We start from the raw sequence: 25,416 nt of genomic DNA on the forward strand, positions 1-25,416 counted from the left end.
GGACTGCCATGACGACAACACTTGCCGCCAAGATCGCCCGCGAATACGGCACGCCCTGCGCCGTCATCGACATGGACAAGGTCGAGCGCAACATCGCGCGGATCCAGAAGGCTTGCGACGATGCCGGGGTCGCCAATCGGCCGCACATTAAGACGCACAAGAATCCGACGATTGCCAAGATGCAGGTCGCGGCCGGCGCCAAGGGCATCACCTGTCAGAAGCTGGGCGAAGCCGAGATCATGGCCAATGCCGGCATGGACGATATCCTGATCAGCTACAACCTCCTTGGCGACGAGAAGATGGCGCGTCTCGGCGCGCTGCAGACCAAGGCCAACATGACCGTTGCCGCCGACAACTCCACGGTCGTCGCCGGCCTGCCCAAGGCGGCTGCGGCATCGGGCCGCCCGCTCTCGGTCGTGGTCGAATGCGACACCGGCCGCAAGCGCGCCGGCGTCGAGACGCCGGCTGAAGCGGTTGCGCTGGCCCGCGAGATCGCGGCGTCGAAGGGCCTCGAGTTCGCCGGCTTCATGCTGTATCCGACCGAGACCGGCTGGGCTGAGGCGCAGAAATTCTACGACGAGGCCTTGGCCGGCGTGCGCGCGCATGGGCTGGACGCAAAGATCGTCTCGACCGGCGGCACGCCGAACCTCGTCAACATCGGCAAGCTCAAGGGCGGCACCGAGCATCGCTTCGGCACCTATATCTATAACGACCGCATGCAGGTCGCTGCGGGCTCAGCGACGTGGGACGACTGCGCGCTGCACATCTATTCGACCGTGGTGAGCCGCGCAGCGCCCGAGCGAGGCATCCTCGACGCCGGTTCGAAGACCCTGACGACCGACACCGGCGGCCTCGAGGGCCACGGCCTGATCCTGGAGCACCCCGAAGCCAAGATCATCAAGTTCGCCGAGGAGCACGGTTTTCTCGACCTGTCCCGCAGCAACACGCGCCCCAATGTCGGCGACGTCGTCCGCATCGTGCCGAACCACGTCTGCGTCGTCGTCAACATGATGGACGAAGTTGTGATGGTCCGCGGCGAGGAGATCATCGGCACGCTGCCGGTCGCGGCGCGGGGAAAGCTAAGGTAGGGCACCTCCGCTCTCACGACCGTCATTGCGAGGAGCTCTTGCGACGAAGCAATCCAGACTGCCTCCGCGGAGACAGCCTGGCTTCCTTCGCTGCGCTCGCAATGGCGGCGGTCAGCGTTTGAGCCACGCCAGAACGCCCCTGCCCGCAGCAGCCCCGGTCGCGAAGGACGCCTGCAGCAGATAGCCGCCCGTTGGCGCCTCCCAGTCCAGCATCTCGCCGGCCGCGAATACACCCGGCAATTTGCGCAGCATGAAGTGTTCGTCGAGCTCGTCGAAAACGATTCCGCCTGCCGTCGAGATCGCCCGGTCGATCGGCGCTGTGCCGGTAAGCTGCGCTGGAATTGCGTTGATCAGATGCGCCAGCTCGGCTGGCGAGAACGTGGCCAGTGGCCGGCCGGACGCAATGGCCGCCTCCTGCATCAGGCCGATTCCGACCGGCGAAAGCTGCGCGGCCTTGCGCAGGAAATTGGCGAGCGATTGCTTGCCGCGCGTACCTGACAGCCGCGTCGTCAGCCCGGCCGTGTCGAGGTCGGGCCGCAGGGCGATCATCAACCTTGCCTGCCCGAGACCGAGCACGGCCTCCCGCAGCTCCGCCGACAGCGCGTAGACCGCGCCGCCCTCGATGCCGCTGCGGGTGATCATCGCTTCGCCGCGCACCGTGTGCACCCCGATCGTCAGCGCCACGCCCTTGAGCGGCTGGCCCTCGAAACGGTCGCGAAATACATCGGACCATGCGACGGTAAAGCCGGAATTGGCGGGCCGCAGCTTCGAGACGGCAACGCCTCGAGCGGCAAGGAGATCGACCCAGCTGCCATCGGACCCGAGCCGGGGCCAGCTCGCGCCGCCGAGCGCAAGGATCGTGGCACTGGCGGCGACCGCCGCCACGCCATCGGGCGTTCGAAACAGCAGCCGCCCGTCGCCATCCCATCCGGTCCAGCGACGGCGAAAGGCAAACCGCACGCCGCTCGCGTCAAGGCGCCGCAGCCAGGCACGCAGCAAGGGCGAAGCCTTGAATGCTTTCGGAAACACTCGACCACTGGTGCCGACGAAGGTCGGCTCACTCAATGCTTCGCTCCACGCGCGCAACGCCTCGGGCGAAAACGCCTCGATCGCCGCTTGCAGCTTCGGTGCGGCCTCGCGGTAGCGCGCCATGAACTGCGGCAGCGGCTCGCTGTGGGTGAGGTTGAGCCCGCCCCGGCCCGCCATCAGGAATTTGCGCCCCGCTGACGGCATGGCGTCGTACACGATGACGCGGGCACCGCCCCGCGCCAGCACCTCCGCCGCCATGAGGCCGGCAGGGCCGGCGCCGATGACGGCGACGTCCCTCAGAGCTTGATCCCCGCCCGCGCCGCCGCCTGCGCGACGTATTTCTGCGTCTGCTCGAACGCGCCCGTCAGCGCCTTGGCCTTCGACATGTCGCTGATCTCGGCGAAGTGCGCCGCGACCGCGTCCGGCGTCCATTCGGATTCCGGCAGGTTGATGCCTTCGCTCTCCAAAATCTTGATCACGGCGAAGGAGCCGGCGCCGGCGCCCATGATGGTGCGGGTTGGCGCATCCTCACTCAGCATGTACTCGACCGCGGGCGTGATCGCGTTCGGCTTCATCAGCTGCAGCGCCTGCGGCGGCAGCAGCTCCTCGGTCATCCGGGTTGCCGCCGTCGGCGAGATGATGTTGACGCGGATGTCGTTCTTGCGGCCTTCCTCGGCCAGCACGTTCATCAGTCCGACCATGCCGGATTTCGCCGCGCCGTAATTGGCCTGGCCGAAATTGCCGTAAAGCCCGGAGGACGACGTCGTCAGCACGATGCGGCCATAATTGCGGTCGCGCATGCCGGCCCAGGCCGCCTTGCAGCAATAGAAGGTGCCGACGAGATGCACGTCCAGCACCTTCTGGAAATCGGCGACGTCCATCTTGCCGAACGACTTGTCGCGCAGGATGCCGGCATTGGCGCACAGAAGATCGACGCTGCCCCATTCCTTGGTGGCGCGCTCCACCATGGCGGTGACCTGCTCGAAGTTCGAGACGTCGGCGCCGTCGGCCATCGCGGTGCCGCCGGCCTTGCGTATCTCTTCGACCACGGACTCGGCCGGCGACAACGAGCCGCCGGTGCCGTCGCGCGCGCCGCCGAAATCGTTGACCACGACCTTCGCGCCGCGGCTCGCCAGCCCCAGCGCATGCGCCTTGCCGAGACCATTGCCCGCGCCGGTGACGATGGCGACGCGTCCGTCGAACCTGATTGCCTATGTGCAATTCCTGCTTCTTCTTCCTTCTCCCCTTGTGGGAGAAGATGGCGCGAAGCGCCGGATGAGGGGTTGTCTCTACAAGCGAGTCCGTGGAGAGAGACCCCTCACCCGGCTTCGCTTTCGCGAAGCCACCCTCTCCCACAAGGGGAGAGGGTAAGATCGCGAGATTTGATAGCTTTTGAGCAGCGATGGATGGCCGGGTCAAGCCCGGCAACGACGCCTCAGGTCAGGCGAAATAGATCAGACCGAGCCAGTCGGCGACCAGCGCCGGCTTGTCCTCGCCCTCGATCTCCACTGTGACGTTGGTGCGGGATTGCAATTCATTCGGCTTGCGGAGCTTGGCTTCCGCCAGCACGAAGCGGCCGCGGACGCGCTTGCCCGATCGCACCGGCGAGATGAAGCGCAGCTTGTCGAAGCCGTAATTGACGCCCATCGTGGTGCCCGCAATCGCCGGCATCACCTCATAGGACATCACCGACAACATCGACATCGTCAGGAAGCCGTGCGCGATGGTGGTGCCGAACGCGGTCGCCTTGGCGCGTTCGGGATCGACATGGATGAACTGGTGATCCTCGGTCACGTCGGCATAGGTATCGATGCGGGGCTGGTCGATCAGGTGCCAGGACGACACGCCGATCTCCTTGCCGACTATGGCCTGATAGGCCTCCAGCGTGATGGGCGCCGACTTCCAGATTTGGTTCACTTAGGTCTCACTCCGTGTTTTCGGCAACTCCGGAAAATCCTCCTCGCGGAATTCCCGGCCCCGCAGCGGATCATTGCGATCATCGTCGCGTTCGAGCCGTCGTAGCTGGACGCGGCGGATTTTGCCAGAGATCGTCTTCGGCAGCTCGGTGACGATTTCGAGGCGGCGGATGCGCTTGAACGGCGCCAGGCGCGTGTGCAAGTGCTTGAAGATCGACAGCGCGGTTTCCGGCGAGCGTTCCGCGCCCGAAATCAGCAGCACGAATGCCTTGGGAATCGCGAGCCGGATCGGGTCCGGGCTCGGCACCACCGCGGCTTCGGCGACGAGCTCGTGCTCGAGCAGGACGCTCTCCAGCTCGAACGGGCTGATGCGGTAATCCGACGATTTGAAGACATCGTCGGAGCGGCCGACGAAGGTGAGATAGCCGTCCTCGTCAGCGAACACCACGTCGCCGCTGCGATAGAGCTCGCCCTCGGCGCCGGACAACTCGCCGTCGTCGCCCTGGTAGCCCTGCATCAGGCCGGCCGGGCGGTCGGTGCCGAGCACCAGCGTCACCTCACCCTCTTTCGCCGGGTTACCGTCGGCGTCGCTGATCTGCACGCAAAAGCCCGGCAGGGGACGGCCCATCGAACCGATCTTGATGGGCTGCCCCGGCGAATTGCCGGCGAGCGCAGTGGTTTCGGTCTGACCATATCCGTCACGGATGGTGAGACCCCAGGCCGCCCGCACCTGGTCGATCGCTTCGGGATTGAGCGGCTCACCGGCGCCGCAGACCTCGCGAAGCGCGACCTTGAACGAGGCCAGGTTCTCCTGGATGAACAGCCGCCACACGGTCGGCGGCGCGCACAGTGTGGTGACGCCGCAGCGGCCGATGGTGGCAAGCAGCGCCTTAGCGTCGAAGCGCGGCTGGTTGACCACGAACACGGTCGCGCCCGCATTCCACGGCGCGAAGAAGCAGCTCCAGGCATGCTTGGCCCAGCCAGGCGAGGAGATGTTGAGATGAACGTCGCCGGGCTTCAGTCCGATCCAGTACATGGTCGACAGATGGCCGACGGGATAGCTGCGCTGGCTGTGCCGGACGAGTTTTGGCTTTGCCGTCGTCCCCGAGGTGAAATAGAGCAGCATCGGGTCGTCGGCTTTGGTCGCACCGTCGGGCGTGAAGCTTTCGGAAGCCTTGGCCGCTTCGTCATAGCCAAGCCAGCCGTCGGAGGGCGCGCCGACCACGATACGAACGACATTCTCGGCACCAAGGCTTGCAAACTTTACAACCTGGTCCTCGGCAGCCACCACCGCCCTCGCCCTGCCGCGATCGAGCCGATCGCGGAGCTCGTCCGCGGTGAGCAGCGTGGTCGCGGGAATCACGACGACGCCGAGCTTCATCGCTGCCAGCATCGTCTCCCACAACGGAACCACATTGCCGAGCAGCAAGAGGAGATGATCGCCGCGCTTTAGGCCCTGGGCGCGGAGAAAGTTCGCGACCTGGTTCGAGCGCTTCGAGAGCGCCGCGAACGACAGCTTGGTCTGGCGATCCTGCGCGGCATCGACGATCCAGAGCGCCGGGCGATCCTTCGAGCCCGGCTTCGCCGCCAGCTCGGCGTCGAACCAGTCGAGCGCCCAATTGAAGGGAACCGGATCGGGCCAGCGGAAGCCTTTGACCGCGGCCTCGTAGTCCGTGCGGTGATCGAGCAGAAACGCGCGCGCTTCCTGAAATGTCGTCATGGTCCGGGCCCGTCGAAATGATGTTCGAGCGTAGCCCGGACGGAGCGAAGCGCAATCCGGAGCAGCTGTCCCGGATGTCGCTTCGCTCCATCCGGGCTGCGAAGCCCCGCTAGTTTCCAGCGAGGCTGCGAACGTGCTTGATAATCCCGGAAAAATCCACCCCGCCCTGGCCGGCTGCGTCGAAAGACTGATAGATCTCCTGCGCATGCTTGCCGAGCGGTGTGGCCGCACCCGCAGCCTTGGCGGCATCCTGCGCCAGGGTCAGGTCCTTCACCATCAGCGCCGAGGCGAAACCCGGCTTGTAGTCGTTGTTGGCGGGCGAGGTCGGCACCGGTCCGGGAACCGGGCAATAGGTCGTCAGCGACCAGCACTGGCCCGACGAGGTCGAGGCAACGTCGAACAGCGCCTGATGCGAAAGGCCGAGCTTCTCGCCGAGCGCAAAGGCCTCGCTGACCGCGATCATGGAAATGCCCAGGATCATGTTGTTGCAGATCTTGGCGGCCTGGCCGGCGCCGGCGCCGCCGCAATGCACGATCTTCTTGCCCATGTTTTCGAGCACCGGCTTGGCCGCGGCAAATGCCTTCCCCTCGCCCCCGCACATGAAAGTCAGCGTCCCGCCCTTGGCGCCGCCGGTACCGCCGGACACCGGCGCGTCGACCGACAGCACGCCATGCTTGGCGGCGAGCGCATGCGCGGCCCGCGCGCTCTCGACGTCGATGGTTGAGCTATCGATGATCAGCGTACCCTTGGTCATGGCGGGTACGACCTCGTTCCAGACGCCGAGCACGTGCTTGCCTGCGGGAAGCATGGTGACGACGACATCGGCGCCCTTCACCGCGGCGGGCGCGCTGTCGGCAATGCTGGCACCATCGGCTTTGGCCTGATTGCGCGAAGCTTCGACCAGGTCGAATGCCACCACCTTGTGGCCGGCCTTGACGAGGTTGGCCGCCATCGGGCCGCCCATGTTGCCGAGACCGATGAATGCGATCGTGGCCATTGTCGTTTCCTCCGCTACAGTGTTGTTAATTGAACTTCAGCTCGTCTGCGCCGATCTCGGCGAGATAGGGCGCGAGCATCTCCGGCGTCACATCTTCGATCCGCGGTGGCGACCAGATCGGGTTGCGGTCCTTGTCGATCACCGCCGCGCGCACACCTTCGCGAAAATCATCGCTTCGAAATACCTCCAGCGCGGCGCGGTATTCGCGCACCAGGCACTCCTCCAGGCTCGACGCTCCGCGCGCGAGCCGCAGCAGCTTCAGCGTCACCACCATGCCGCGTGGCGATTTTTCGTTCAGCGTCTTCAACGTGGCCAGCGCGAATTCGGACCCATCGCGCTTCAGTGCCGCGAAAATGTCCTCCATGCGGTCGAAGCCGAACAATGCATCGATGACCGGCTCCCTGGCGGCGACCGGCCCCGCGGTCTCGCCGGTGGCGAAACCGGTGATGAGCTTGCTCACATCGGGGGCGGTCGCGCCCGGACGCAGCTGCGTCAGCGCCTCGCGCAGCTCGGGCAATTGCGCCGCCGGCACGACCCAATCGGCAAACTTCGCATGGATCGCGTCCGGCCCGTTCATGGTCTGGCCGGTCAGACCGAAATAGGTGCCGATCTCGCCCGGCGCATGCGACAGCAGGTAGGTGCCGCCAACATCGGGGAAGAAGCCGAGACCGACTTCGGGCATCGCGAGTTTGGTGCGATCAGTGACGATGCGATGGCTGGCATGGGCCGACAAACCGACGCCCCCGCCCATCACGATGCCATCCATGAAGGCGACATACGGCTTCGGGAACTTCTTGATGCGGGCATTGAGGATGTATTCCTCGCGCCACAGGATCTTGCCGAGATCGCCGCCAGCCTTCGAGCTCTCCCAGAGCGTGCGGATGTCGCCGCCGGCGCAGAGGCCGCGCTCGCCGGCGCCCTCCAGCAGGATCACGGCGACGGCCGGATCAGATTCGAAGCGATCGAGCGCCTTGTCGATGTCGCGAAACATCTCCAGCGTCACCGCGTTGATCGCCTTGGGACGATTGAGCCTGATGATGCCCGCCGCGCCCTCGACGCGCGCGACCAGATCGCCCTCTTCCACCCCGCTCATCGCGCGCCCTCGATCAGTTTGCGCGCCACGATGAGCCGCATGATTTCATTGGTGCCTTCGAGGATCTGGTGCACGCGCAAGTCCCGCACGATCTTCTCGATGCCGTATTCGCTGAGGTAACCGTAGCCGCCGTGAAGCTGCAGCGCATGATTGGCGACCTCGAAGCCGACATCGGTGCCGAAACGTTTCGCCATCGCGCAGAGCATGGTGGCGTCAGGATCCTTGCGGTCGAGCGCCGCCGCGGCGCGCCACAGCAAGGTGCGCGCGGCCTCGAGCTCGATCGCCATGTCGGCGAGACGGAATTGCAATGCCTGGAACTCGTCCAGCCGCTTTCCGAACGCCTTGCGCTCCTTCATGTAGGTGCGCGCCTTGTCGAGTGCTGCTTGAGCGCCGCCGAGCGAGCATGCCGTGATATTGAGGCGGCCGCCGTCGAGGCCGGCCATTGCGATCTTGAAGCCTGTCCCTTCCTCGCTCAGGCGATTGGCAACCGACACGCGGGCGTTCTCGAATATGACGGCGCGGGTCGGCTGCGCGTTCCAGCCCATCTTGCGCTCATTGGCGCCGAAGGAGACGCCGGGCGTCTTGCCGTCGATGACGAGGGTCGAGATGCCGCCCGGTCCGTCGCCGCCGGTACGCACCATCGCGACCAGAAGGTCAGTGCCGCCGGCGCCGGAGATGAACTGCTTCTGGCCGTTGAGGACGTAATGGTCACCGTCGCGCACCGCGCGGGTGCGGAGCGCCGCCGCGTCCGAGCCGGCGCCCGGCTCGGTCAGGCAGTAGCTTGCGATCAGCTCCATGGTGCAGAGCTTCGGCAGCCATTGGTAGCGCTGGCTGTCGCTGCCGAAGGCATCGATCATCCAGCTCGCCATGTTATGGATGGAGATGAAGGCCGAGGTGGTCGGGCAGCCCGTCGCCAGCGCCTCGAAGATCAGCGCCGCGTCGAACCGCGTCATGGCGGAGCCGCCGACATCGTCACTGATGTAGATGCCGCCCATGCCGAGGGTGGCGGCCTCGCGCATCACGTCGACGGGGAAATGCTTCTCCTCGTCCCAGCGCAGCGCATGCGGCGCGATCTTTTCGGCCGCAAAGGTGAGCGCCATGTCGCGAATTGCGACCTGATCCTCGTTCAGAGCGAACTGCATGCCGGGCTCCTCAACTTCCTCGTCATTGCGAGGAGCGAAGCGACGAAGCAATCCAGCCGTCTCTGCGGAAAGATTCTGGATTGCTTCGCTACGCTCGCAATGACGGGCTGCGCGACAGCCCTACTTCATCAGCGGGATCGAGAACTCCGCGCCCTCCTTGACGCCCGACGGCCAGCGCGAGGTCACCGTCTTGGTCTTGGTGTAGAAGCGGACCGAGTCCGGGCCGTGCTGGTTGAGATCGCCGAAGCCCGACTTCTTCCAGCCGCCGAAGGTGTAATAGGCGATCGGCACCGGGATCGGCACGTTGATGCCGACCATGCCGACGTTGACCTTGGCCGCGAAGTCGCGCGCGGCGTCGCCGTCGCGGGTGAAGATGGCGACGCCGTTGCCGTAGTCGTGGTCGGACGGCAGCGCCAGCGCTTCCTTGTAGTCATGCGCACGCACGACCGAAAGCACCGGGCCAAAGATCTCTTCCTTGTAGATCCGCATGTCCTTGGTGACGTTGTCGAACAGCGAGCCGCCGAGATAAAAGCCGTTCTCGTAGCCCTGCATCTTGAAGCCGCGGCCGTCGACGGCCAGCGTCGCGCCTTCCTTGATGCCGATGTCGATGTAGCTCTTGACCTTCTCGACCGCCTCGCGCGTCACCAGCGGACCGTAATCGGCCGACGGATCGATCGAGGTGCCGATCTTGAGGCTTTCGACGCGCGGGATCAGCTTTTCCATCAGGCGATCGGCCGTGGACTTGCCGACGGGAACGGCGACTGAGACGGCCATGCAGCGCTCGCCGGCCGAGCCATAGCCGGCGCCGATCAGCGCGTCGACGGCCTGGTCCATGTCAGCGTCGGGCATGATGATCGCGTGGTTCTTGGCGCCGCCGAAACACTGGCAGCGCTTGCCGGTCTGGGCTGCGCGCTCATAGATGTACTGCGCGATCGGCGTCGAGCCGACGAAGCCGACGGCTTTGATATCGGGATCGTCGAGAATGGCGTCCACGGCTTCCTTGTCGCCGTTGACGACGTTGAGAACGCCGGCCGGCAGGCCCGCCTCGATCATCAGCTCGGCGAGCTTCATCGGCACGCCGGGATCGCGCTCCGAGGGCTTGAGGATGAAGGCGTTGCCGCAGGCGATCGCGGGAGCGAACTTCCACATCGGGATCATCGCCGGGAAGTTGAACGGCGTGATGCCGGCGACGACGCCGAGCGGCTGGCGCATCGAATAGATGTCGATACCGGGGCCCGCTCCTTCCGTGTACTCGCCCTTCATCAGATGCGGGATGCCGCAGGCGAACTCGACGACCTCGAGGCCGCGCTGGATGTCGCCCTTGGCGTCCGGCACGGTCTTGCCGTGCTCACGCGCGAGCAGCTCGGCGAGCTTGTCGTAGTCGCGCTGGATCAGCTCCAGGAATTTCATCATGACGCGGGCGCGGCGCTGCGGGTTGGTGGCTGCCCACTCGGGCTGCGCGGCGCGCGCGTTCTCGACGGCCGCGCGGACCTCGGCCTTCGACGCCAACGCCACCTTGGCCTGAACGTCACCGGTCATCGGCTCGAAAACGTCGGCGGTGCGGCCAGAGGTGCCCTTGACCTCCTTGCCACCGATGAAATGTCCGATTGAACGCATGGAATGGTCTCCTTCAGGCCGAGCTTAGTCGTTTTGACAAATCCTATTGACCTGCATTTTATAGGATTCAAGTCTGAGATAATGCACCATAGATGTGCGAAAATGCTGGATCAAGGCGCTATCGATTGGGACGACTTTCGCTTCGTGCTGGCCATCGTGCGGGGCGGCTCGGTATCGGCTGCGGCAAAACAGCTCGGCGTCGATCATGCCACCGTGATCCGCCGCGTCGACCGGCTGGAGAAGCACCTCTCGGCCAAGCTGTTTGACCGGCGCAAGACCGGCTATCTCCTCACCGAGGCGGGCCAGCGCGTCGCCGACAGTGCCGAAGCCATGGAATCGACCATCGTCGCCAATCAGGAGCAGGTCGGTGGCTCCGTGGCGCGGCTGACCGGCACGGTGCGGATCGGCGCGCCTGATGGGTTCGGCACCGCCTTCCTGGCGCCGCGGCTGACACCGTTCGCGGACCGGTATCCCGATCTCGACCTGCAACTTGTGGCCACCGCGCGGCTGTTCAGCCTCTCCAAGCGAGAGGCCGACATCGCCATCAGCCTGACCATGCCGAAGGAAGGCCGCATCGTCGGGCGCAAGCTGCTCGACTACCGCCTTGGCCTCTATGCCGCCCCCGCCTATCTCGACCGCTTCCCGAAAATCGGCTCGCGGCAGGATCTGACGCAGCACCGCTTCGTCGGCTACATCGAGGAGCTCTTGTTCACGCCGGAGCTCGACTATCTGCCGCAAGTGTCGCCGCGGATCTCCGCGCGCTTTCGCAGCGCCAACCTGATCGCCCAGCTCAACGCGACGCTCTCGGGCTTCGGCATCGCGGTGCTGCCCCACTTCATGGCGAGCGATTATCCGCAACTCGTTCCGGTGCTGCCCGACGAGATCTCGATCACGCGGACGTTCTGGATGCTGATGCACGCCGACAGCAAGGATCTGGCGCGGATCCGCGCGGTGGCGGATTACATCAGCGAGATCGTGGAGCGCGAGCGCGCGCTATTTGCAGGAAGGTGAGCGAGGTCTCGTAAAGGTGGGCAAGGCGCAAAGCGCCGTCCCCAATGTCTCTCTCTCCAATAGCGTCGAAGTCGCGCGTCGCTTTGGCTGCCCTACGGCGCCTCGCCCTAGCTCTTCGCCTTCTTCGCGGCCGCCGACTTTGGTTCACGCTTGGCGCCATCGAGCGCGCTGTCCCGGCCCGCCTTCAGGACCTCGTCCGAGAGCTCGCTCGACCCGGCAACGCGGGCCAGCAGCATGGTGCCGGCCATGGTCGCCAGCGTCGCGATCGCCTGCTTGCGGGCGGCCTTGCGCGGCATGTTCGGGATGAAATCGGCCAGCAACTCGATCATCTCGTCGAGCTTGCCGGCGAATGCCTTTCGCGCCTTGGGACTCTCGCGGGCGATCTCGGCGCCCAGCGCCGGGATCGAGCAGCCGTGCCCGGGATTGTCGCGATGCACGACCGACAAGTAGGCGTCCGCGATCAGCGCCAGCCGCTTTTCCGGCGAAACCTCGGCGGTGATCTTGCGCCAGTGCTCCATCGAGCGATCCATCGCATAGCCGAACGCCTCGATCACCAGCGCCTCGCGGGAATCGAAATGCGCGTAGAAGCCGCCATGGGTCAGGCCGGCCTCTTTCATGAGGTCGGCCACGCCGACGCCATGGGCTCCCTTCTCGCGCAGCCGCGTAGACGCCTTCCTCACGATGCGGTCGTGGGTTTCCTGCTTGTGTTCCCGGGAGTAGCGCATGCGGTTCTCATTGGATGTCGAGAGTCATCTCATAACACGCAAATGACGAAATGGGTGCATTAATTCATGTTAAGTTGCTTCCGATCATCGAAAACGTTGCAGTTGCGTGCACCGCAAGGGCCCCCTTGCCGTCCCGGACGAAGCCTTCGGTGTAGCTGGTCTGCCGCCCCAGCTTGATCACCTTACCTTCGGCCGAGATCAGCCCGGAACGGACCGAGAGCGGACGCAGGAAGGCCAGCTTCAGGTCGAGCGTCACCGAGCCCTGGCCGGCTTCGAGCCGGGTCGAAACGGCGCACCCCATGGCGGTATCAAGCAGCGCCGCGGCTGTCGCGCCGTGGATGAGTCCGATGGGGTTTTCGAGATCCTCGCGCGGCTCCAGTTCCATGACGATCCGCCCCGGCTCGACCACCGCCATGGTGAAGCCGATCAGCTTTGCGAAGGGCGGCGGTGGCAGCCGGCCGTCGCGGATCCCCAGCATCGCGTCCATGCCTGATAGTCCCATCGCCACCTTCGCGACCGGCGCCGGCACCTGCCAGTCCACCACACGCTCGCGCCGCTGCGCCGGCGAAAACAGGTCGAGTTGATCGTCACTTGTCATGGCCGCCCCTTTGAATGATGTTCATCATACTATGTCGCGGACTTCGCGCTGGCAACTCGGCTCGCCTGCCCGCTTGACAAGCCGGAGGTTTCGGCCCGGAAGTAATCCCCCGACCCGCGCGTTTCGCGCGTCCCCCGAGACCCTTCGAGATCCTACGATGCAAATGCTCAACAATCACTGCGGCGTGACACGTGATGCCCGCGGCGTCGTTCATGTCGCGATCTGCAATGCCGGCCCGCTCAACATCCTCAGCTCGCCCGTGACCGACGCTGTGCGCGAGGGCCTGCAGCAGCTCGCATCCGACCGCAGCATCCGCGTCCTGGTGCTGCGTGGCCAGAGCGAGAAGAGCATGATCGGCGGCGCCGACATCAAGGAGATGGCCAAGCTCGACCAGACATCGGCCGAGGCCTTCATCAGCCGTCTGCGCGATCTCTGCGAGGCCGTGCGCCAGTTCCCTGCTCCGGTCATCGCACGCATGCCGGGCTGGTGCCTCGGCGGCGGACTCGAAGTGGCGGCGGCCTGCGACTTCCGCGTCGCCGCGCATGATGCCCATTTCGGCATGCCGGAGGTCCGCGTCGGCATCCCTTCGGTGATCCATGCGGCCCTCTTGCCCCGCCTGATCGGCTGGGCCCGCGCGCGCTGGCTGGTGATGACGGCGGAGAATATCGACGCAGCCACCGCGCTCGCTTGGGGACTGGTCGACAAAGTCGCACCAGCGGGCGGCCTTGACGCGGAGATCGAACACCTGGTGAAGGCCCTGCTCGAATGCGGCCCCGAGGCGTTGCGCGCGCAGAAGGCGCTGCTGCGGCAATGGGAGGAGTTGCCGCTGATGGAGTCGGTGAACCTCAGCGTCAAGGTGTTCGGCGAGTCCTTCCTGACGGACGAGCCGAGCCGGCTGATGGGCGCATTTGTGAACCGGAAGCGGTAGTCGCGCGCCACCCCACTCCGATCGAACGACCAAATCTCATCCGAGGCACGACAATTTCTCATCCCTGCCGTGGTTGCATTTTTTGCGCCGCATCATATGATGATCGTCATCTTAAATGCTGCCCCAGGGAGCTCTCTTCATGGCCGAAGCCGCCGATCCCGTCGTCATCGTCTCCGCCGCCCGCACCCCGCTCGGCCGCTTCATGGGCGAATTGTCGCCGCTGAGCGCCCACAAGCTCGGATCGCATGTGATCGGTGCGGCGCTGGAGCGCGCCAAGCTCGCGCCCGAGAAGGTGGACGAGGTTTTCATGGGCTGCGTGCTGCCGGCCGGCCAAGGCCAGGCGCCGGCGCGCCAGGCCGCACGTGGCGCCGGTCTGCCGGATGCAACCGGTGCCACCACCGTCAACAAGGTCTGCGGCTCCGGCATGAAGGCGACCATGCTGGCCCACGACATCATCCGCGCCGGCTCGGCCGACATCGTCGTCTCCGGCGGCATGGAGAGCATGAGCAACGCGCCGTACCTGCTGGCCAAGGCGCGCGGCGGCTATCGGGTCGGCCACGACCGCATCATCGACCACATGATGATGGACGGGCTGGAGGACGCCTACGAGACCGGTCGCTCCATGGGCGATTTCGGCGAGGCCACCGCGGAAGCCTATCAGTTCACCCGCAAGGACCAGGACGCCTATGCCATGGAGACGCTCAGCCGTGCCCGCAAGGCGGTCGAGGGCGGCGCGTTCAAGGCCGAGATTGCGCCGATCACGCCGACCGAGAAGGCAGGCCCCCGCGTCATCGCCAATGACGAGCACCCGCTGAAGGTCGATCCCGCCAAGATCCCCGGCCTGAAGCCTGCCTTTCGCGCCAACGGCACGATCACGCCGGCCGCCTCCTCGGCCAATGCCGACGGCGCCGCCGCGCTGGTGCTGACGAAGCGCTCGCTGGCCGATCGCAACGGTTTGCCGGTGCTGGCCGAGATCAAGGGCCACGCCACGCACAGCCAGGAGCCGCAATGGTTCACCACGGCGCCGATCCCGGCGATCAGAAAACTGCTCGATAAGGTCGGCTGGAGCGCCTCCGATGTCGACCTGTTCGAGATCAATGAGGCCTTCGCCGTGGTGGCGATGGCCGCGCAGCGCGATCTCGGGATTCCCCGCGACAAGCTGAACGTCAACGGCGGCGCCTGCGCGCTCGGCCATCCGATCGGAGCGACCGGCGCACGGCTGATCGTGACGCTGCTGCATGCGCTGGAGGCGCAGAACCTCAAGCGCGGTATCGCGGCGCTGTGCATCGGCGGCGGCGAAGCCACCGCAATAGCGGTCGAACGCGCGGCGCGCTGAGCGCCAATGTCCGAAATTGAGGGAAGTTCGACATTTCGGACTTCCCCTATTTGTGACAGATTGGCAGGCGCGGCGATCCCGCTACTGACAAAGCGTTGGCAGCAAGCGCGCTGTAAGTAATGCCCATCCTTTCGCTCTCCAAGGGAATTCGATGATCTCGAACTGGCTCGCGGCAACCCTCAACCGCCGCAACATTCATTACGGCTGGGTGATGGTCGGCGTGACCTTCTTTGCCGCGCTGATCAGCGCCGGCACTGTCGGCGCGCCCGGCGTGTTCATCGTCCCGCTTCAGAAGGAGTTCGGCTGGAGCACAGCGCAGATCTCGTCCGCGCTATCGATCCGCTTCATCCTGTTCGGATTGATGGCGCCATTCGCGGCTGCCCTGCTCAACCGGTATGGCTTGCGCAACGTCACGCTGGCCGCGCAGCTGATCGTGGTCTCGGCGCTCGTGCTCTCGCTCGGCATGACCGAGGTCTGGCAGCTCGTGGCGCTCTGGGGCGTGGTGATCGGCATCGGCACCGGCATGACCGCGCTGGTGCTGGGCGCGACCATTGCCACCCGCTGGTTCGCAGCAAGGCGCGGGCTCGTGGTCGGCATCATGACCGCGAGCGTCGCCACCGGACAGCTCGTGTTCCTGCCGCTGCTCGCAAACCTCACCGAACGCTTCGGCTGGCGCCTTGCGCTCGGCTTCGTCTGCATCATGCTCGGCGTCTCCGCGCTGGCCGTCCTGCTCGCGATGCGCGATCGCCCCAGCGACGTTGGCCTGCGTCCATTCGGCGACGAAGGCACCACACCCCTGCCCGCTCCGCCCGCAAGCCACGGCTCGATCACGGGCGTGGCGCTCGGGACCCTGCGCGACGCTTCAAAGTCGACCGCGTTCTGGATCCTGTTTGCGACCTTCTTCGTCTGCGGCGCCTCGACCAACGGCCTCGTCCAGGTGCACCTGATCCCGATGTGCCTCGATTTCGGCATCCCGCAGGTGCAGGCGGCGAGCCTGCTCGCGGCCATGGGCATCTTCGACTTCTTCGGCACCATCATGTCGGGCTGGCTGTCGGATCGCTACGATAACCGCTGGCTGTTGTTCTGGTACTACGGCCTGCGCGGGCTCTCGCTGATCTTCCTGCCCTTCAGCGATTTCTCGTTCTACGGCCTCTCCGTCTTCGCGATGTTCTATGGCCTCGACTGGATCGCGACAGTTCCGCCCACGGTGCGCCTCACTGCGCAGAAATTCGGGCCCGAGCGCGCCAATCTGGTGTTCGGCTGGATCTTCGCCGGCCACCAGCTCGGCGCCGGCACCGCCGCATTCGGGGCAGGCTTCTCGCGCACGGTCTACCAGAGCTACCTGCCCGCGTTCTTCATCGCCGGCGCGCTCTGCGTGTTCGCCGCGCTGATCGTGCTGGCGCTATCGCGGCAGCCGAAGCCGCAGCCGCAAGCGGCGATGGCCTAGAGCATTTTCGGTTCTGATTGAATCAGAACCGAGGCTCAGATTCTTGTTTTGACGCGTTTTCTTCACGCGAACCGCTGTCCACTTCGCTCGAAAACGCTCTAGTATCTGATCGTGGTGGTGACGCCGAACACCGCGGCGTCGCCAATCCTGGAAACTCCGGTCGGATCGTTCGGATTCGGGATACCGCCGGAGGGCCGAAATACGTATTGGAAATAAGGCGCCACCAGCCAGCCCGGCTTGATATGCGCCTCGTAGATCATCTCGATCAGCGTCTCGTTGCTGCGCACTGGACTTTGGATACCGGTGAAGACCTGCGTGTCGATGTCGAGATTGCGCGCAGTGTTCGAGATCCGCATGTAGGCCATCGCCATGCCGAAGCGGTCGAACGGACGGCCCGGCGTGAAACCGACAAAGCCGATGCCGCCGTCAAGGTAAAGGTCGATCAGATTACGGTCCGGCGGGCTATAGGCGATGCGACCGAACGCCGTGACGCCCGGGAGCGAGGCCGAGGTGCTGCTCTCCTTCACCTCCGGCGGGCGATAGAGCACTTGCTCGATCACCGCGAAGATACCGTAATTGCCTCGGAGTTTCGCGGGAATGCCGCTCCCGCCGGGATCGGCGATCGATTGTCCCTCCGCAGTCAAACGCTGGCTATTGAACGAGCCGTAATGCTTCCAGGCGCCCGGCGTGAAATTTCCGGCGAGCGGGCGGCCGCCGATATCGATGTCGTAGTTGAAGCGGACCTGCCCGATCACCCAGGGCGGATCGTTGATACGGAAGACCAGGCCATGATGGTCACGCAACTGCGGATCCTGATCGCCCGGGCCTGACGGGTCGCCGTTGAACACTGCGCCATAGGCCGTGATCTGGTCCGATAGCGCCGCCTTGATGCGAATGCCGGGCACCGCGATCGGGGGCGCCGGGCCGCCGGCCGGAAGGTTGCTCGCCTTGATCGCCGGCCAGCCGAAGGTGCCGTTGATGAAGAGGTCGTCGGTCTCGCTGTCGAAGAATTCGACGTCCGCGGCCTGCTGACCAGCCCTGATGTTCACGCGGTCATTGAAGAAGCTTTGCTCAAAATAGGCATTGTAGAGCCGCTGGTCGGGCAGCGCCTCGATCTCGCTGATGGTGGCGAGGTTTTGCACGTAGTTGCGGGAGAGCCCCTGGCCATAGATCACGAAGCCGTTGGCGTAGAAGCGCCCGCCGGTCCAGCCGACCAGCTTGTCGAGATCGGCATCGACCGACAGATCGAGGCGGCCGAAATGGATGGCACCGCGCTTCACGCCGCCGGAGGTATTGGCGATGTTGTCCGCGATATAGGTGGCGCCGAAATTCAGGCCCCTGCCCGCAAGACCGTCATGCCAGGCGTTGAACCATTTCGGAAACAGCCATTCGGCCGCGCTTTCGTCCTTGGCACCGGCGAGCGCGCTCGTCGCCGTGCAGGCGAGCGCAATCGCAGCCGCACCTCGCCGCAAGGAGCTATGGGCAGTTCCGATCACGCTTGATTCCGGCTGGCATACGCTACTTGAAGATACCCGTACGCCGCATGAAGAAATAGGCCGCAGCAACCGAGGAGGCCATCAGCACCGCCGCCCAGAGGAAGCCGCTCTCGACGTCGGTGAGCGGCAGGCCCTTGGTGTTCATGCCGAAGATGCCGGTGATCAGCGTCGGCGGCAGCAACAGCGAGGTCACGATCGAGAGCGTGTGGAGATGGCGGTTGCTCTCCTCCTCGTTCTTGAAGCGCAGCTCTTCCTCGAGCAGGCGACTGCGCTCCCTGAGCTCGACGATGTCGTGATCGAGGCCGTCGAGCCGTTGCGCGAGCTTGCCGGCCTGGATCCGCAAGGCGGGGGACAGGCGATCGGTGTTCTTCTGGTCGAGCCGGTGGAACAGCACGCGCAGGCCGGTGAGTTGCCGGTGCAATCTCACGCAGGTCCGGCGCAGGCGGCCGAGATTGCGGCGCATCTCCGGTCTTGAGTCATTGGCGAGGATGCGCTCCTCGATGTCGTCGATCTCCTGACCCAATTTGTCGGCCATCCGATCCAGCGTGTCGGCGACCTCGTCGACGATCTTCTCGAGCAGATGCGCGACATTGTCGACGCGGTAGCCGCCTTCGAGCACGCGCCGCGTTGCGTCCGCCGAGCACAACGCCTGATGGCGGCCGCTGACGAGAAGGCGCTCGGTCATGGCGAAGCGCAGGAACGCGGTCTCCTCCGTCACGGAGTCGATCTCGCGCACGAGATCGGAGAACACGCCATAGACGCATTGATCGATGACGTGAAGCTGCTGGAACGTGTCGTTCGACAGCAACAGCTCGCGCGCCAGCGGCGGCAGCTGCGAAGAGGCAATCCACGGCCGTGCGCGCGCATCGGTCAGGTTGAAATGCAGCCAGAGCCGGCCGTCATGGCCGAACGCGATCGGCTGGTCGACCGGCAGCGCCTCGGCGCTGCCGTCGCTGTGCAGACGAAAGGCCCAGACCAGGCCGGCGATCGCGGGTTCGCTGTCCGATCCCGCGCTGACAAGCTTTGCCGGCTCCACCATGGTCCAAATCCCAACCGTCAACAGCCGCCGCATTCCGTAAGATGGCTGACGACATCTTCCGGACCGCGCGGGGTACTCAATTACGGCTTTGTTACAATTTGATGATGGCCCCTATTCTGCCGCCAACCCCGTCGCCTCCGCTTCAGCCTGCCTGATGTAGTCGTGCACGACGCGGCCAAACGGCAGCGTCAGGTCGGCGATGTAGTGATGCGCGCCGATACAGCGACGGACCGGGAAATCGGCGACCGGCGCGTTGACATGCGGCACCAGATGCAGCCGGCCCGGCCCCATCCAGGACCCCTTCGGCACGATATCGGTGAGGTTGATCGCGATGAGCTGGCAGACTTCGAGACGGCCATCCACGCCCGGGATCATCTTCAGATTGACTTGCGTCTTCGACAGCGTGGCACGGGTGAGATCGCCGTTGCCGGCCATGCTCTCGTGCTTGTAGCCCATCGTGCCCATGGCGACGAGCTGGCCGGCATATTCCAGCGTGCCCGTCAGGGTGTCCTTGACGATCTCGAGCTTGGGATGGGCGTATTTCTTGGGAAAGCCCCAGATCTCGCGGCCGGCAGCGATCGGCGGATCATCGTCCAGATACATTTGCGAGACGAAGTTGACCTCCTCGCCGTTGAGGCGCGCCGGGATGACGAGGCCGGACTCCGTGTAGCTGCCGAAGCCCGAAGAATCCGGCATCTTGATCCATTCGTAGTGCACGATCGGCTGGTCGACCGGCTCCAGCGGCTCAGGCAGGCCGGCGCGGATCAGCTCCGGATCGGTCTCGTAGGTGATGACGAGGAATTCGCGGTTGACGAAGCGATAAGGTCCGGCCGGGTAGCTCGGCCCCGCGGCCGGCATGGACGGAAGTCTCAGCACGTCTTCGCTTCGCATCGCGCCTCTCCTGTGTGATGTCTGAGATGTCCGCCCGGGAAACATCTTGCTTGATGCAAATTGCTAGCCGTCGTCATTGACTGCGATGTGAAGGATTTCCGTCAACCTCACGACCCCCGCCATTCACGCGGCGGCCATCAAGCATCGAAGCGAGGCATCCGTGCCGCGCTTGTCATCACGCCGTCACCACGCAACGCAATCGTTTGGCGATACGCAGGGAGGCACGCCATGGACGCCCGCACATCGCACCCGACCTATCCGACGCATCAGCCGCCCGCGCGGAGCTGGCGGCCCGAGCGCTGCGATCGCGTCGCGCTGGTGCTGCAGGGCGGCGGCGCGCTCGGCGCCTACCAGGCCGGCGTCTATCAGGCGCTGCACGAGGCCGGCATCGAACCCGACTGGGTCTGCGGCGTTTCGATCGGTGCAATCAATTCTGCCATCATCGCCGGCAACAAGCCGGAGAAGCGACTGGAGGCGCTGCAGATCTTCTGGGAGCGCATCACCAACCGCAAGATCTGGCACTACACGCCCGATGGCGACATCTTCCGCCAGTGGCGCAATCTCTGTAGTGCATGGATGACCTCGACGATGGGACAGCCCGGCTTCTTCACCCCCCATCAGGTCAATCCCTGGTTCAGCCCGGTCGGCGCGAAGACCGCGACCAGCTATTACGACACGATGCCGCTGAAGGAGAGCCTGCTCGAGCTCGTCGACTTCGACCTCATCAACGAGAAGAAAGTCCGCTTCGCGGTCGGCGCAGTCAACGTGCTCTCCGGCAATTTCATCTATTTCGACAATGCCCATGACGAGATCGAGCCGGAGCACATCATGGCCTCCGGCGCCCTCCCTCCGGCACTGCCGATGGTGCGGATCGGCACCGACCATTTCTGGGACGGCGGCATCGTCTCCAACACCCCGCTGCAGCATCTGCTCGACCAGGAGGACGCGCTCAACTCGCTGGTGTTCCAGGTCGACCTCTTCAGCGCACGCGGCGTGCTGCCGCGCTCGATCCAGGACGTCATGGCCCGCCACAAGGACATCATGTATTCCTCGCGTACGCGCCACAACACCGACGTCTATCGCAGGACGCACAATCTCAAGGTCCTGCTCTACAAGGCCCTCGCCAAGCTGCCGGAGGAGCAGCTCTCCGACGAGGAGCGCAAGCTGAAGGCGAACCTGTGCAACATGCCGGAGATCGCGATCCTGCATCTGATCTACCAGCAGAAGGCCTATGAAGGCGACGCCAAGGACCACGAATTCTCGGGCACCTCGATGCGCGAGCACTGGACCAGCGGCTATGAGGATACCAAGCGCACATTGAAGCGCCGCGACTGGATCAAGATGCCGGACGAAGGCATGGGACTGGTGGTGCACGACGTGCACCGGGAAACCGAGAGTGCCTGAGCGCGTCGCCATCGTCATCACGAGGAGCGAAGCGAAACAATCCAGACTCCTTGCGCAGCTCCTCGCGAATTCGCCGCCGCGTCAACGACGGGACGCCGCACCGACGGGCGTGTTGCCGAAAAGGTCCGTCCCCGTCAGCCGCGTCCCATGCTGTAGAACTCCGCGTTCGGACGCATGCTGGTGACGTTGGCAATCCGGTTGGACAGGCCGAAGAAGGCCGTGATCGCGGCAATGTCCCAGATGTCCTCTTCCGTGAAGCCGTGCGATTTCAGCGTGGCGAAATCGGATTCGGAAACCTCGTAGGCCTCCATCGAGACGCGTACGGCGAAATCGAGCATCGCCTTCTGCCGATCAGTGATGTCGGCCTTGCGGTAGTTGACCGCGACCTGATCGGCAATCAGCGGATCCTTGGCGCGGATGCGCAGGATCGCGCCATGCGCGATGACGCAGTACTGGCATTGATTGAGGTTGCTGGTCGCCACCACGATCATCTCCCGCTCGGCCTTGGTGAGGTTGCCGGGCTTGTCCATGAGCGCGTCGTGATAGGCAAAGAATGCACGAAACTCGTCCGGCCGGTGCGCGAGCACGAGAAACACGTTCGGAATGAAGCCGGACTTCTCCTGGACGGCCAGGATACGGGCCCTGATGTCGTCGGGCATATTCGCGAGATCAGGAACAGGGAAGCGGCTGATGGCAAGTGCCTGGGTCATGGCCTGGGATCCTCGGATGCGGTGAATCGAAGTTGCTCGGCATCGTTTTCCTCGTGTCCTCGGCAGGGACCATCGCGAAACATCCCTCGGGGCGAACAGGTCGAGCGCATCCGGGCGTCGTTGCAGTGTCACCCGCAGCAGCGCCCCCGCCGCCGATGCACAAGAAACGGACGAGGCTGTCGCAATCAATGCCTGCTTCGATGTCGCAAAGCAATGCGGGTCGCGGTAGACCAGCCCCGCCGGCCAGGCGAGCCGAGACGGCCGGGGACGAGCCACCCGCGGGCCAACAGCCATGCTAGAAAAGATGAATTTCGCGCGGAACGCCGGAGGTGCCGTTTCGGCACCATCCCGATCAATCAACCTCGCCTGTCGCGAGGCTAACAGGTCTTCTGCTGCAGATGCTGGACGCAGGTGCAGGTGCTCGTCGCCGGATATTTCACGTCGTAATAAGGAGGGGTCAACGTGGCCGGGCCATTGGTTGAGCAGCGCGGGAACAGATAATAGCTGTCGGACAGCTTGACGGTGCCCGCGATAGTGAAGCCGAGGTTCGGCGTGTAGTCGTAGGACACCTCGCTCAGGATCAGGGAGATGTTGGCGTTGCTGGTCCCACCCGGCGCGGTAAAGGACGACAACGTCATGGCGGTCCCCGGCGTTCTCTCCGCTCCCGCCTTGGTCGACGTGCTCCATTGCACCTTCGCATTGCCGTTGCTGTCGGTCGAGACTTCCGAGACCGTGATCGTCATCAAGGAGGTGCTGCCACTCGTGATGGGATATGGCGCCATGATGGCGGTCGCGGCCGCAAGGATGCCGGTCATTTGAGTCGAAGTGACGGCCGTATTCTGCGTGATCATGTCGGCGACACTGTGCGCGGTCGCGCTGACCTTGACGTTCATGGAGAGCGCGGTTCCGAGCTCGACGCCGCCGACATAGAGCAACAGCATGAACGGCGTCACGATGGCGAACTCCGTCGCTGCAACGGCGCGGACATCGGTCACCAAGTGCCGGGCGCGAGATGACAGGGCGGAGATCATAAGGAAGCTCCTGGCTCGTTCTGGAACGCGGCGGACGACATGATCAGCCGGTTGCCATTGCTGAGGTTCGACAGGTTGAAGCCGAGCGGTCCGAGCACGACCGGCCACTCGTACATCACGCGGAGCACGACGATGTCGCCGGGATTGCCCGGATTGTACTGCCAGACATTGGAAACCTTGCCCGAGCCGTCGTAGGTCAGGGTTGGCATCGCCGTGTTCGCGGACGTCCACGAGGTCGCCACCTGCATGTCCACCATCAGGGTACTGCAATTGAACAGGATCACGATCTGGTCGCAGACCTTCTGCTTGAAGGCCGCCTGCGTCATCTGCGCGGACTGAACCTGACCGGTCATGACGAGCCGGGCCGATTGCTGCACGATCGTTTCGAGCATCTGCTGGGCGAAGAAGACGAGAAAGGTCTGGATCAGTGCGATGATGAGGGCAAGAAACGGCGCGGCAACGAGCGCGAACTCGACGGCGGTGGCTCCGCTGTCACTGGCGGCGAAAGCGGCGCAGCGATTGCGGCGTCTCCTCATTGTCGATGCGGATCCGAGCATGGCCCCTTTTCCCTACTGCACGAGGCTGGCCGTGCTCGACGCGACCTTGATGAACAGGTCCGTCAGTGCCTTGCTGATGTCGCCACCGTTCTGCACACTCGCGTACAGGCCCGGTGATGCGCAGGATTGCAGCCGTTGCGCGATCGTGCCGGTCGACGAAGTCGGATTGTTGAACTGCGAAATACGGCTGGTGTACCAGCTGTCAGCCGGCAGCTGCAGGTACTCGGTGTAGAGGATCGCGATGCGGATGTTCCGCTTCTTGATGGTATCGCATATCGCCGTATCAAGCGGTTGCTGGCATCGCGCGGTCGTGGAGTTGGCTGACGGAAGCGCATAGGTGGCATTGGGGTCGCAGCTTCCCCCGGTCTTCGGGATGAGCTTGTCCTCGACGCCGTCGGTGACGAGGAAGACCACCTCCTGCGGCGTACCGGCGGCGGTGCCGTCGCCTGGATTGGGCATGATGGTGTTGAGGTCTGTCAGCCCTTTCGAGATATCGGTGCCGTAGTCTGTGGTGTAGATGCAGGCGCCCTTGCTGTCGAGAACGGGGCAGTTCTGGTGGTCGACCGTCAGGAGCTGAATGTTGCCGACTTTCGTGCCGGCGGTGTCCGGCGTGGTCAGCGTCTGGATCGTGTTCAGGGCATAATCGAAGGTGTAGATGGCGGCCTTGTATGTCGTGTTGTTGAGCGCAGACATGCACTGCATGACGCCGCCCGACGTGCCCGATTGCGGGCACGACCAGGGTCCGACCATCAATTGCTTGACGGCGTTGGTCACGAGATCGATACGCAGCGTGATGTTGTTGGCGCGCGCGACCGTGAGATTGTCCTTGTTCGTCGAGCTGGGAGTGGCGTTGTTGGGATGCGCCTCATGGCAGGCGAATGCGCAATTCTTTGCGTAGGTGGGCTGGTTTTTGGTGGCGAGCACCATGTTGTTGATGTCGGTCTGGGTCGCCGCCAGCGCCATCGACGGGGAGTCATCCAGCAGCAGGTAGAAATTCATGTTTGGCGCGCTGGACGCCTTCGCCGTCGCCGATCCTCCCACCTGCCAGGTCTGCTTGCCGAGGATGCCAGGAAAATTATTGACGGACTCGGCCACGTAGGAAACCGTGATGGTCCGCGCCAGGCCGACATCCGTGACCGTGACCGTCGGCGTCGGCACGGCCTTCAGCCCGGGAAGATTCGCCTTCGCGGCGAAGACGGCAGCCGCCGTGTTCTCGATGGTGGTCTTGTCGGTCTGCGTCAGCATCGCGGGCCGCACGGCTGCGATCGCGGCCGCGTCGGCGGCGGCGTTCAACTGTTCGCGCTTGCGCAGGGCCAGCGTGTAGTCGAGCGTCATGCCCAGGAGAAAGATGATAGGAACCAGCGTCAGCGCGAAGATGATGGCGACGTTGGCCTTCCGGTCTGTCGCAAAACAGAGCATTGCGCGGCGGATCATGAGATTCATCCTGGCTGCCGTCGTCGTGGCAGTAGCCCTTTCCCTGACATCGATGGAAAAGGCTATCGGGTTTGATCCCGACCCTCGTCCATCACGGGCGGACTATGTCGAGCGCTCTCTTAACCAACACTTACGGAGCCTTCGCAAACAGCAGCCGTCATGGATCGAGATGTCTCATATCGAGAAGGCATCATTAACGTCCCTTAA

At 64.5% G+C, this 25,416-nt stretch carries 23 protein-coding genes; 6 read left to right on the plus strand and 17 right to left on the minus strand.

Annotated elements, in window-relative coordinates; translation table 11 throughout:
• Positions 1–8: 8 nt before the first annotated feature.
• Positions 9–1,088 carry a D-TA family PLP-dependent enzyme gene (locus P6U31_RS21800; RefSeq protein WP_407183746.1) on the plus strand — a complete coding sequence of 360 codons (1,080 nt, stop codon included), beginning with the start codon at positions 9–11 and terminating at the stop codon, positions 1,086–1,088.
• Between the two features lie 111 nt (positions 1,089–1,199).
• On the opposite strand, the gene P6U31_RS21805 is transcribed toward P6U31_RS21800, so the two are convergent.
• The 8 genes from P6U31_RS21805 to P6U31_RS21840 all read right to left on the minus strand — a co-directional run bounded on the left by P6U31_RS21805 (position 1,200) and on the right by P6U31_RS21840 (position 10,602).
• Positions 1,200–2,375, minus strand: a complete 1,176-nt coding sequence (locus tag P6U31_RS21805) for an NAD(P)/FAD-dependent oxidoreductase (protein ID WP_407183747.1) — start codon at positions 2,373–2,375, stop codon at positions 1,200–1,202.
• Positions 2,376–2,413: 38 nt separating this feature from the next.
• Complete coding sequence (locus tag P6U31_RS21810; RefSeq protein ID WP_407189910.1) at positions 2,414–3,325, minus strand: SDR family NAD(P)-dependent oxidoreductase; 912 nt, start codon at positions 3,323–3,325, stop codon at positions 2,414–2,416.
• A 232-nt stretch (positions 3,326–3,557) separates the two neighbouring features.
• On the minus strand, positions 3,558–4,034 hold the full coding sequence (locus P6U31_RS21815) for a MaoC family dehydratase (RefSeq protein ID WP_407183749.1): 477 nt from the start codon (positions 4,032–4,034) through the stop codon (positions 3,558–3,560).
• On the minus strand, positions 4,035–5,753 hold the full coding sequence (locus P6U31_RS21820; RefSeq protein ID WP_407183750.1) for an AMP-binding protein: 1,719 nt from the start codon (positions 5,751–5,753) through the stop codon (positions 4,035–4,037). It abuts the gene before it with no gap.
• A 109-nt stretch (positions 5,754–5,862) separates the two neighbouring features.
• Positions 5,863–6,750 (minus strand): 3-hydroxyisobutyrate dehydrogenase, encoded by an 888-nt coding sequence (gene mmsB, locus P6U31_RS21825; protein WP_407183752.1) that lies wholly within the window; start codon positions 6,748–6,750, stop codon positions 5,863–5,865.
• 25 nt (positions 6,751–6,775) lie between these two features.
• Positions 6,776–7,843, minus strand: a complete 1,068-nt coding sequence (locus P6U31_RS21830; RefSeq protein ID WP_407183753.1) for an enoyl-CoA hydratase/isomerase family protein — start codon at positions 7,841–7,843, stop codon at positions 6,776–6,778.
• On the minus strand, positions 7,840–8,985 hold the full coding sequence (locus P6U31_RS21835; RefSeq protein ID WP_407183755.1) for an isobutyryl-CoA dehydrogenase: 1,146 nt from the start codon (positions 8,983–8,985) through the stop codon (positions 7,840–7,842). The genes P6U31_RS21830 and P6U31_RS21835 overlap by 4 nt, the downstream gene beginning before the upstream one ends.
• Before the next feature lie 120 nt (positions 8,986–9,105).
• Complete coding sequence (locus P6U31_RS21840) at positions 9,106–10,602, minus strand: CoA-acylating methylmalonate-semialdehyde dehydrogenase (RefSeq protein ID WP_407183756.1); 1,497 nt, start codon at positions 10,600–10,602, stop codon at positions 9,106–9,108.
• Between the two features lie 102 nt (positions 10,603–10,704).
• On the opposite strand from P6U31_RS21840, the gene P6U31_RS21845 reads away from it, so the two are divergent.
• On the plus strand, positions 10,705–11,613 hold the full coding sequence (locus tag P6U31_RS21845; protein WP_407183758.1) for a LysR family transcriptional regulator: 909 nt from the start codon (positions 10,705–10,707) through the stop codon (positions 11,611–11,613).
• Between the two features lie 107 nt (positions 11,614–11,720).
• On the opposite strand, the gene P6U31_RS21850 is transcribed toward P6U31_RS21845, so the two are convergent.
• Both P6U31_RS21850 and P6U31_RS21855 read right to left on the minus strand, forming a co-directional pair.
• A complete protein-coding gene (locus P6U31_RS21850) occupies positions 11,721–12,338 on the minus strand; it encodes a TetR/AcrR family transcriptional regulator (RefSeq protein WP_407183760.1) in 618 nt (205 codons plus the stop codon).
• Between the two features lie 64 nt (positions 12,339–12,402).
• Positions 12,403–12,936 (minus strand): PaaI family thioesterase, encoded by a 534-nt coding sequence (locus P6U31_RS21855; protein ID WP_407183762.1) that lies wholly within the window; start codon positions 12,934–12,936, stop codon positions 12,403–12,405.
• Positions 12,937–13,093: 157 nt separating this feature from the next.
• Between P6U31_RS21855 and P6U31_RS21860 the strand changes: the two genes are divergently transcribed.
• The 3 genes from P6U31_RS21860 to P6U31_RS21870 all read left to right on the plus strand — a co-directional run bounded on the left by P6U31_RS21860 (position 13,094) and on the right by P6U31_RS21870 (position 16,647).
• Positions 13,094–13,864, plus strand: a complete 771-nt coding sequence (locus P6U31_RS21860) for an enoyl-CoA hydratase (RefSeq protein ID WP_407183763.1) — start codon at positions 13,094–13,096, stop codon at positions 13,862–13,864.
• A gap of 139 nt (positions 13,865–14,003) precedes the next feature.
• Positions 14,004–15,200: an acetyl-CoA C-acyltransferase gene (locus tag P6U31_RS21865; protein ID WP_407183765.1), complete on the plus strand. Its 1,197-nt coding sequence runs from the start codon at positions 14,004–14,006 to the stop codon at positions 15,198–15,200.
• A gap of 151 nt (positions 15,201–15,351) precedes the next feature.
• Positions 15,352–16,647 (plus strand): MFS transporter, encoded by a 1,296-nt coding sequence (locus P6U31_RS21870; protein ID WP_407183767.1) that lies wholly within the window; start codon positions 15,352–15,354, stop codon positions 16,645–16,647.
• Positions 16,648–16,745: 98 nt separating this feature from the next.
• Here the strand turns inward: P6U31_RS21870 and P6U31_RS21875 are convergent, their stop codons facing one another.
• From P6U31_RS21875 to P6U31_RS21885, 3 genes are all read right to left on the minus strand, one after another.
• Positions 16,746–18,143, minus strand: coding sequence for a carbohydrate porin (locus P6U31_RS21875; protein WP_407183768.1), 1,398 nt, complete (start codon positions 18,141–18,143; stop codon positions 16,746–16,748).
• Positions 18,144–18,165: 22 nt separating this feature from the next.
• Positions 18,166–19,182, minus strand: a complete 1,017-nt coding sequence (locus P6U31_RS21880) for a transporter (protein WP_407183770.1) — start codon at positions 19,180–19,182, stop codon at positions 18,166–18,168.
• A 111-nt stretch (positions 19,183–19,293) separates the two neighbouring features.
• Positions 19,294–20,073, minus strand: coding sequence for an acetoacetate decarboxylase (locus tag P6U31_RS21885; protein WP_407183771.1), 780 nt, complete (start codon positions 20,071–20,073; stop codon positions 19,294–19,296).
• 228 nt (positions 20,074–20,301) lie between these two features.
• Here P6U31_RS21885 and P6U31_RS21890 point away from each other — a divergent pair, with 228 nt between their 5' ends.
• Complete coding sequence (locus P6U31_RS21890; protein ID WP_407183773.1) at positions 20,302–21,477, plus strand: patatin-like phospholipase family protein; 1,176 nt, start codon at positions 20,302–20,304, stop codon at positions 21,475–21,477.
• Between the two features lie 134 nt (positions 21,478–21,611).
• On the opposite strand, the gene P6U31_RS21895 is transcribed toward P6U31_RS21890, so the two are convergent.
• From P6U31_RS21895 to P6U31_RS21910, 4 genes are all read right to left on the minus strand, one after another.
• On the minus strand, positions 21,612–22,187 hold the full coding sequence (locus tag P6U31_RS21895; protein WP_407183775.1) for a peroxidase-related enzyme: 576 nt from the start codon (positions 22,185–22,187) through the stop codon (positions 21,612–21,614).
• Positions 22,188–22,564: 377 nt separating this feature from the next.
• Entirely contained in the window at positions 22,565–23,218 is a 654-nt protein-coding gene (locus P6U31_RS21900) for a TadE/TadG family type IV pilus assembly protein (RefSeq protein ID WP_407183776.1), read from the minus strand.
• On the minus strand, positions 23,215–23,754 hold the full coding sequence (locus P6U31_RS21905) for a TadE/TadG family type IV pilus assembly protein (RefSeq protein WP_407183778.1): 540 nt from the start codon (positions 23,752–23,754) through the stop codon (positions 23,215–23,217). Before P6U31_RS21905 ends, P6U31_RS21900 begins: the two co-directional genes overlap by 4 nt.
• Before the next feature lie 33 nt (positions 23,755–23,787).
• A complete protein-coding gene (locus P6U31_RS21910; protein WP_407183780.1) occupies positions 23,788–25,209 on the minus strand; it encodes a TadE/TadG family type IV pilus assembly protein in 1,422 nt (473 codons plus the stop codon).
• Between the last annotated feature and the right edge of the window lie 207 nt (positions 25,210–25,416).

Source organism: Bradyrhizobium centrosematis, assembly GCF_045571495.1.
GTDB classification, from domain to species: domain Bacteria; phylum Pseudomonadota; class Alphaproteobacteria; order Rhizobiales; family Xanthobacteraceae; genus Bradyrhizobium; species Bradyrhizobium centrosematis.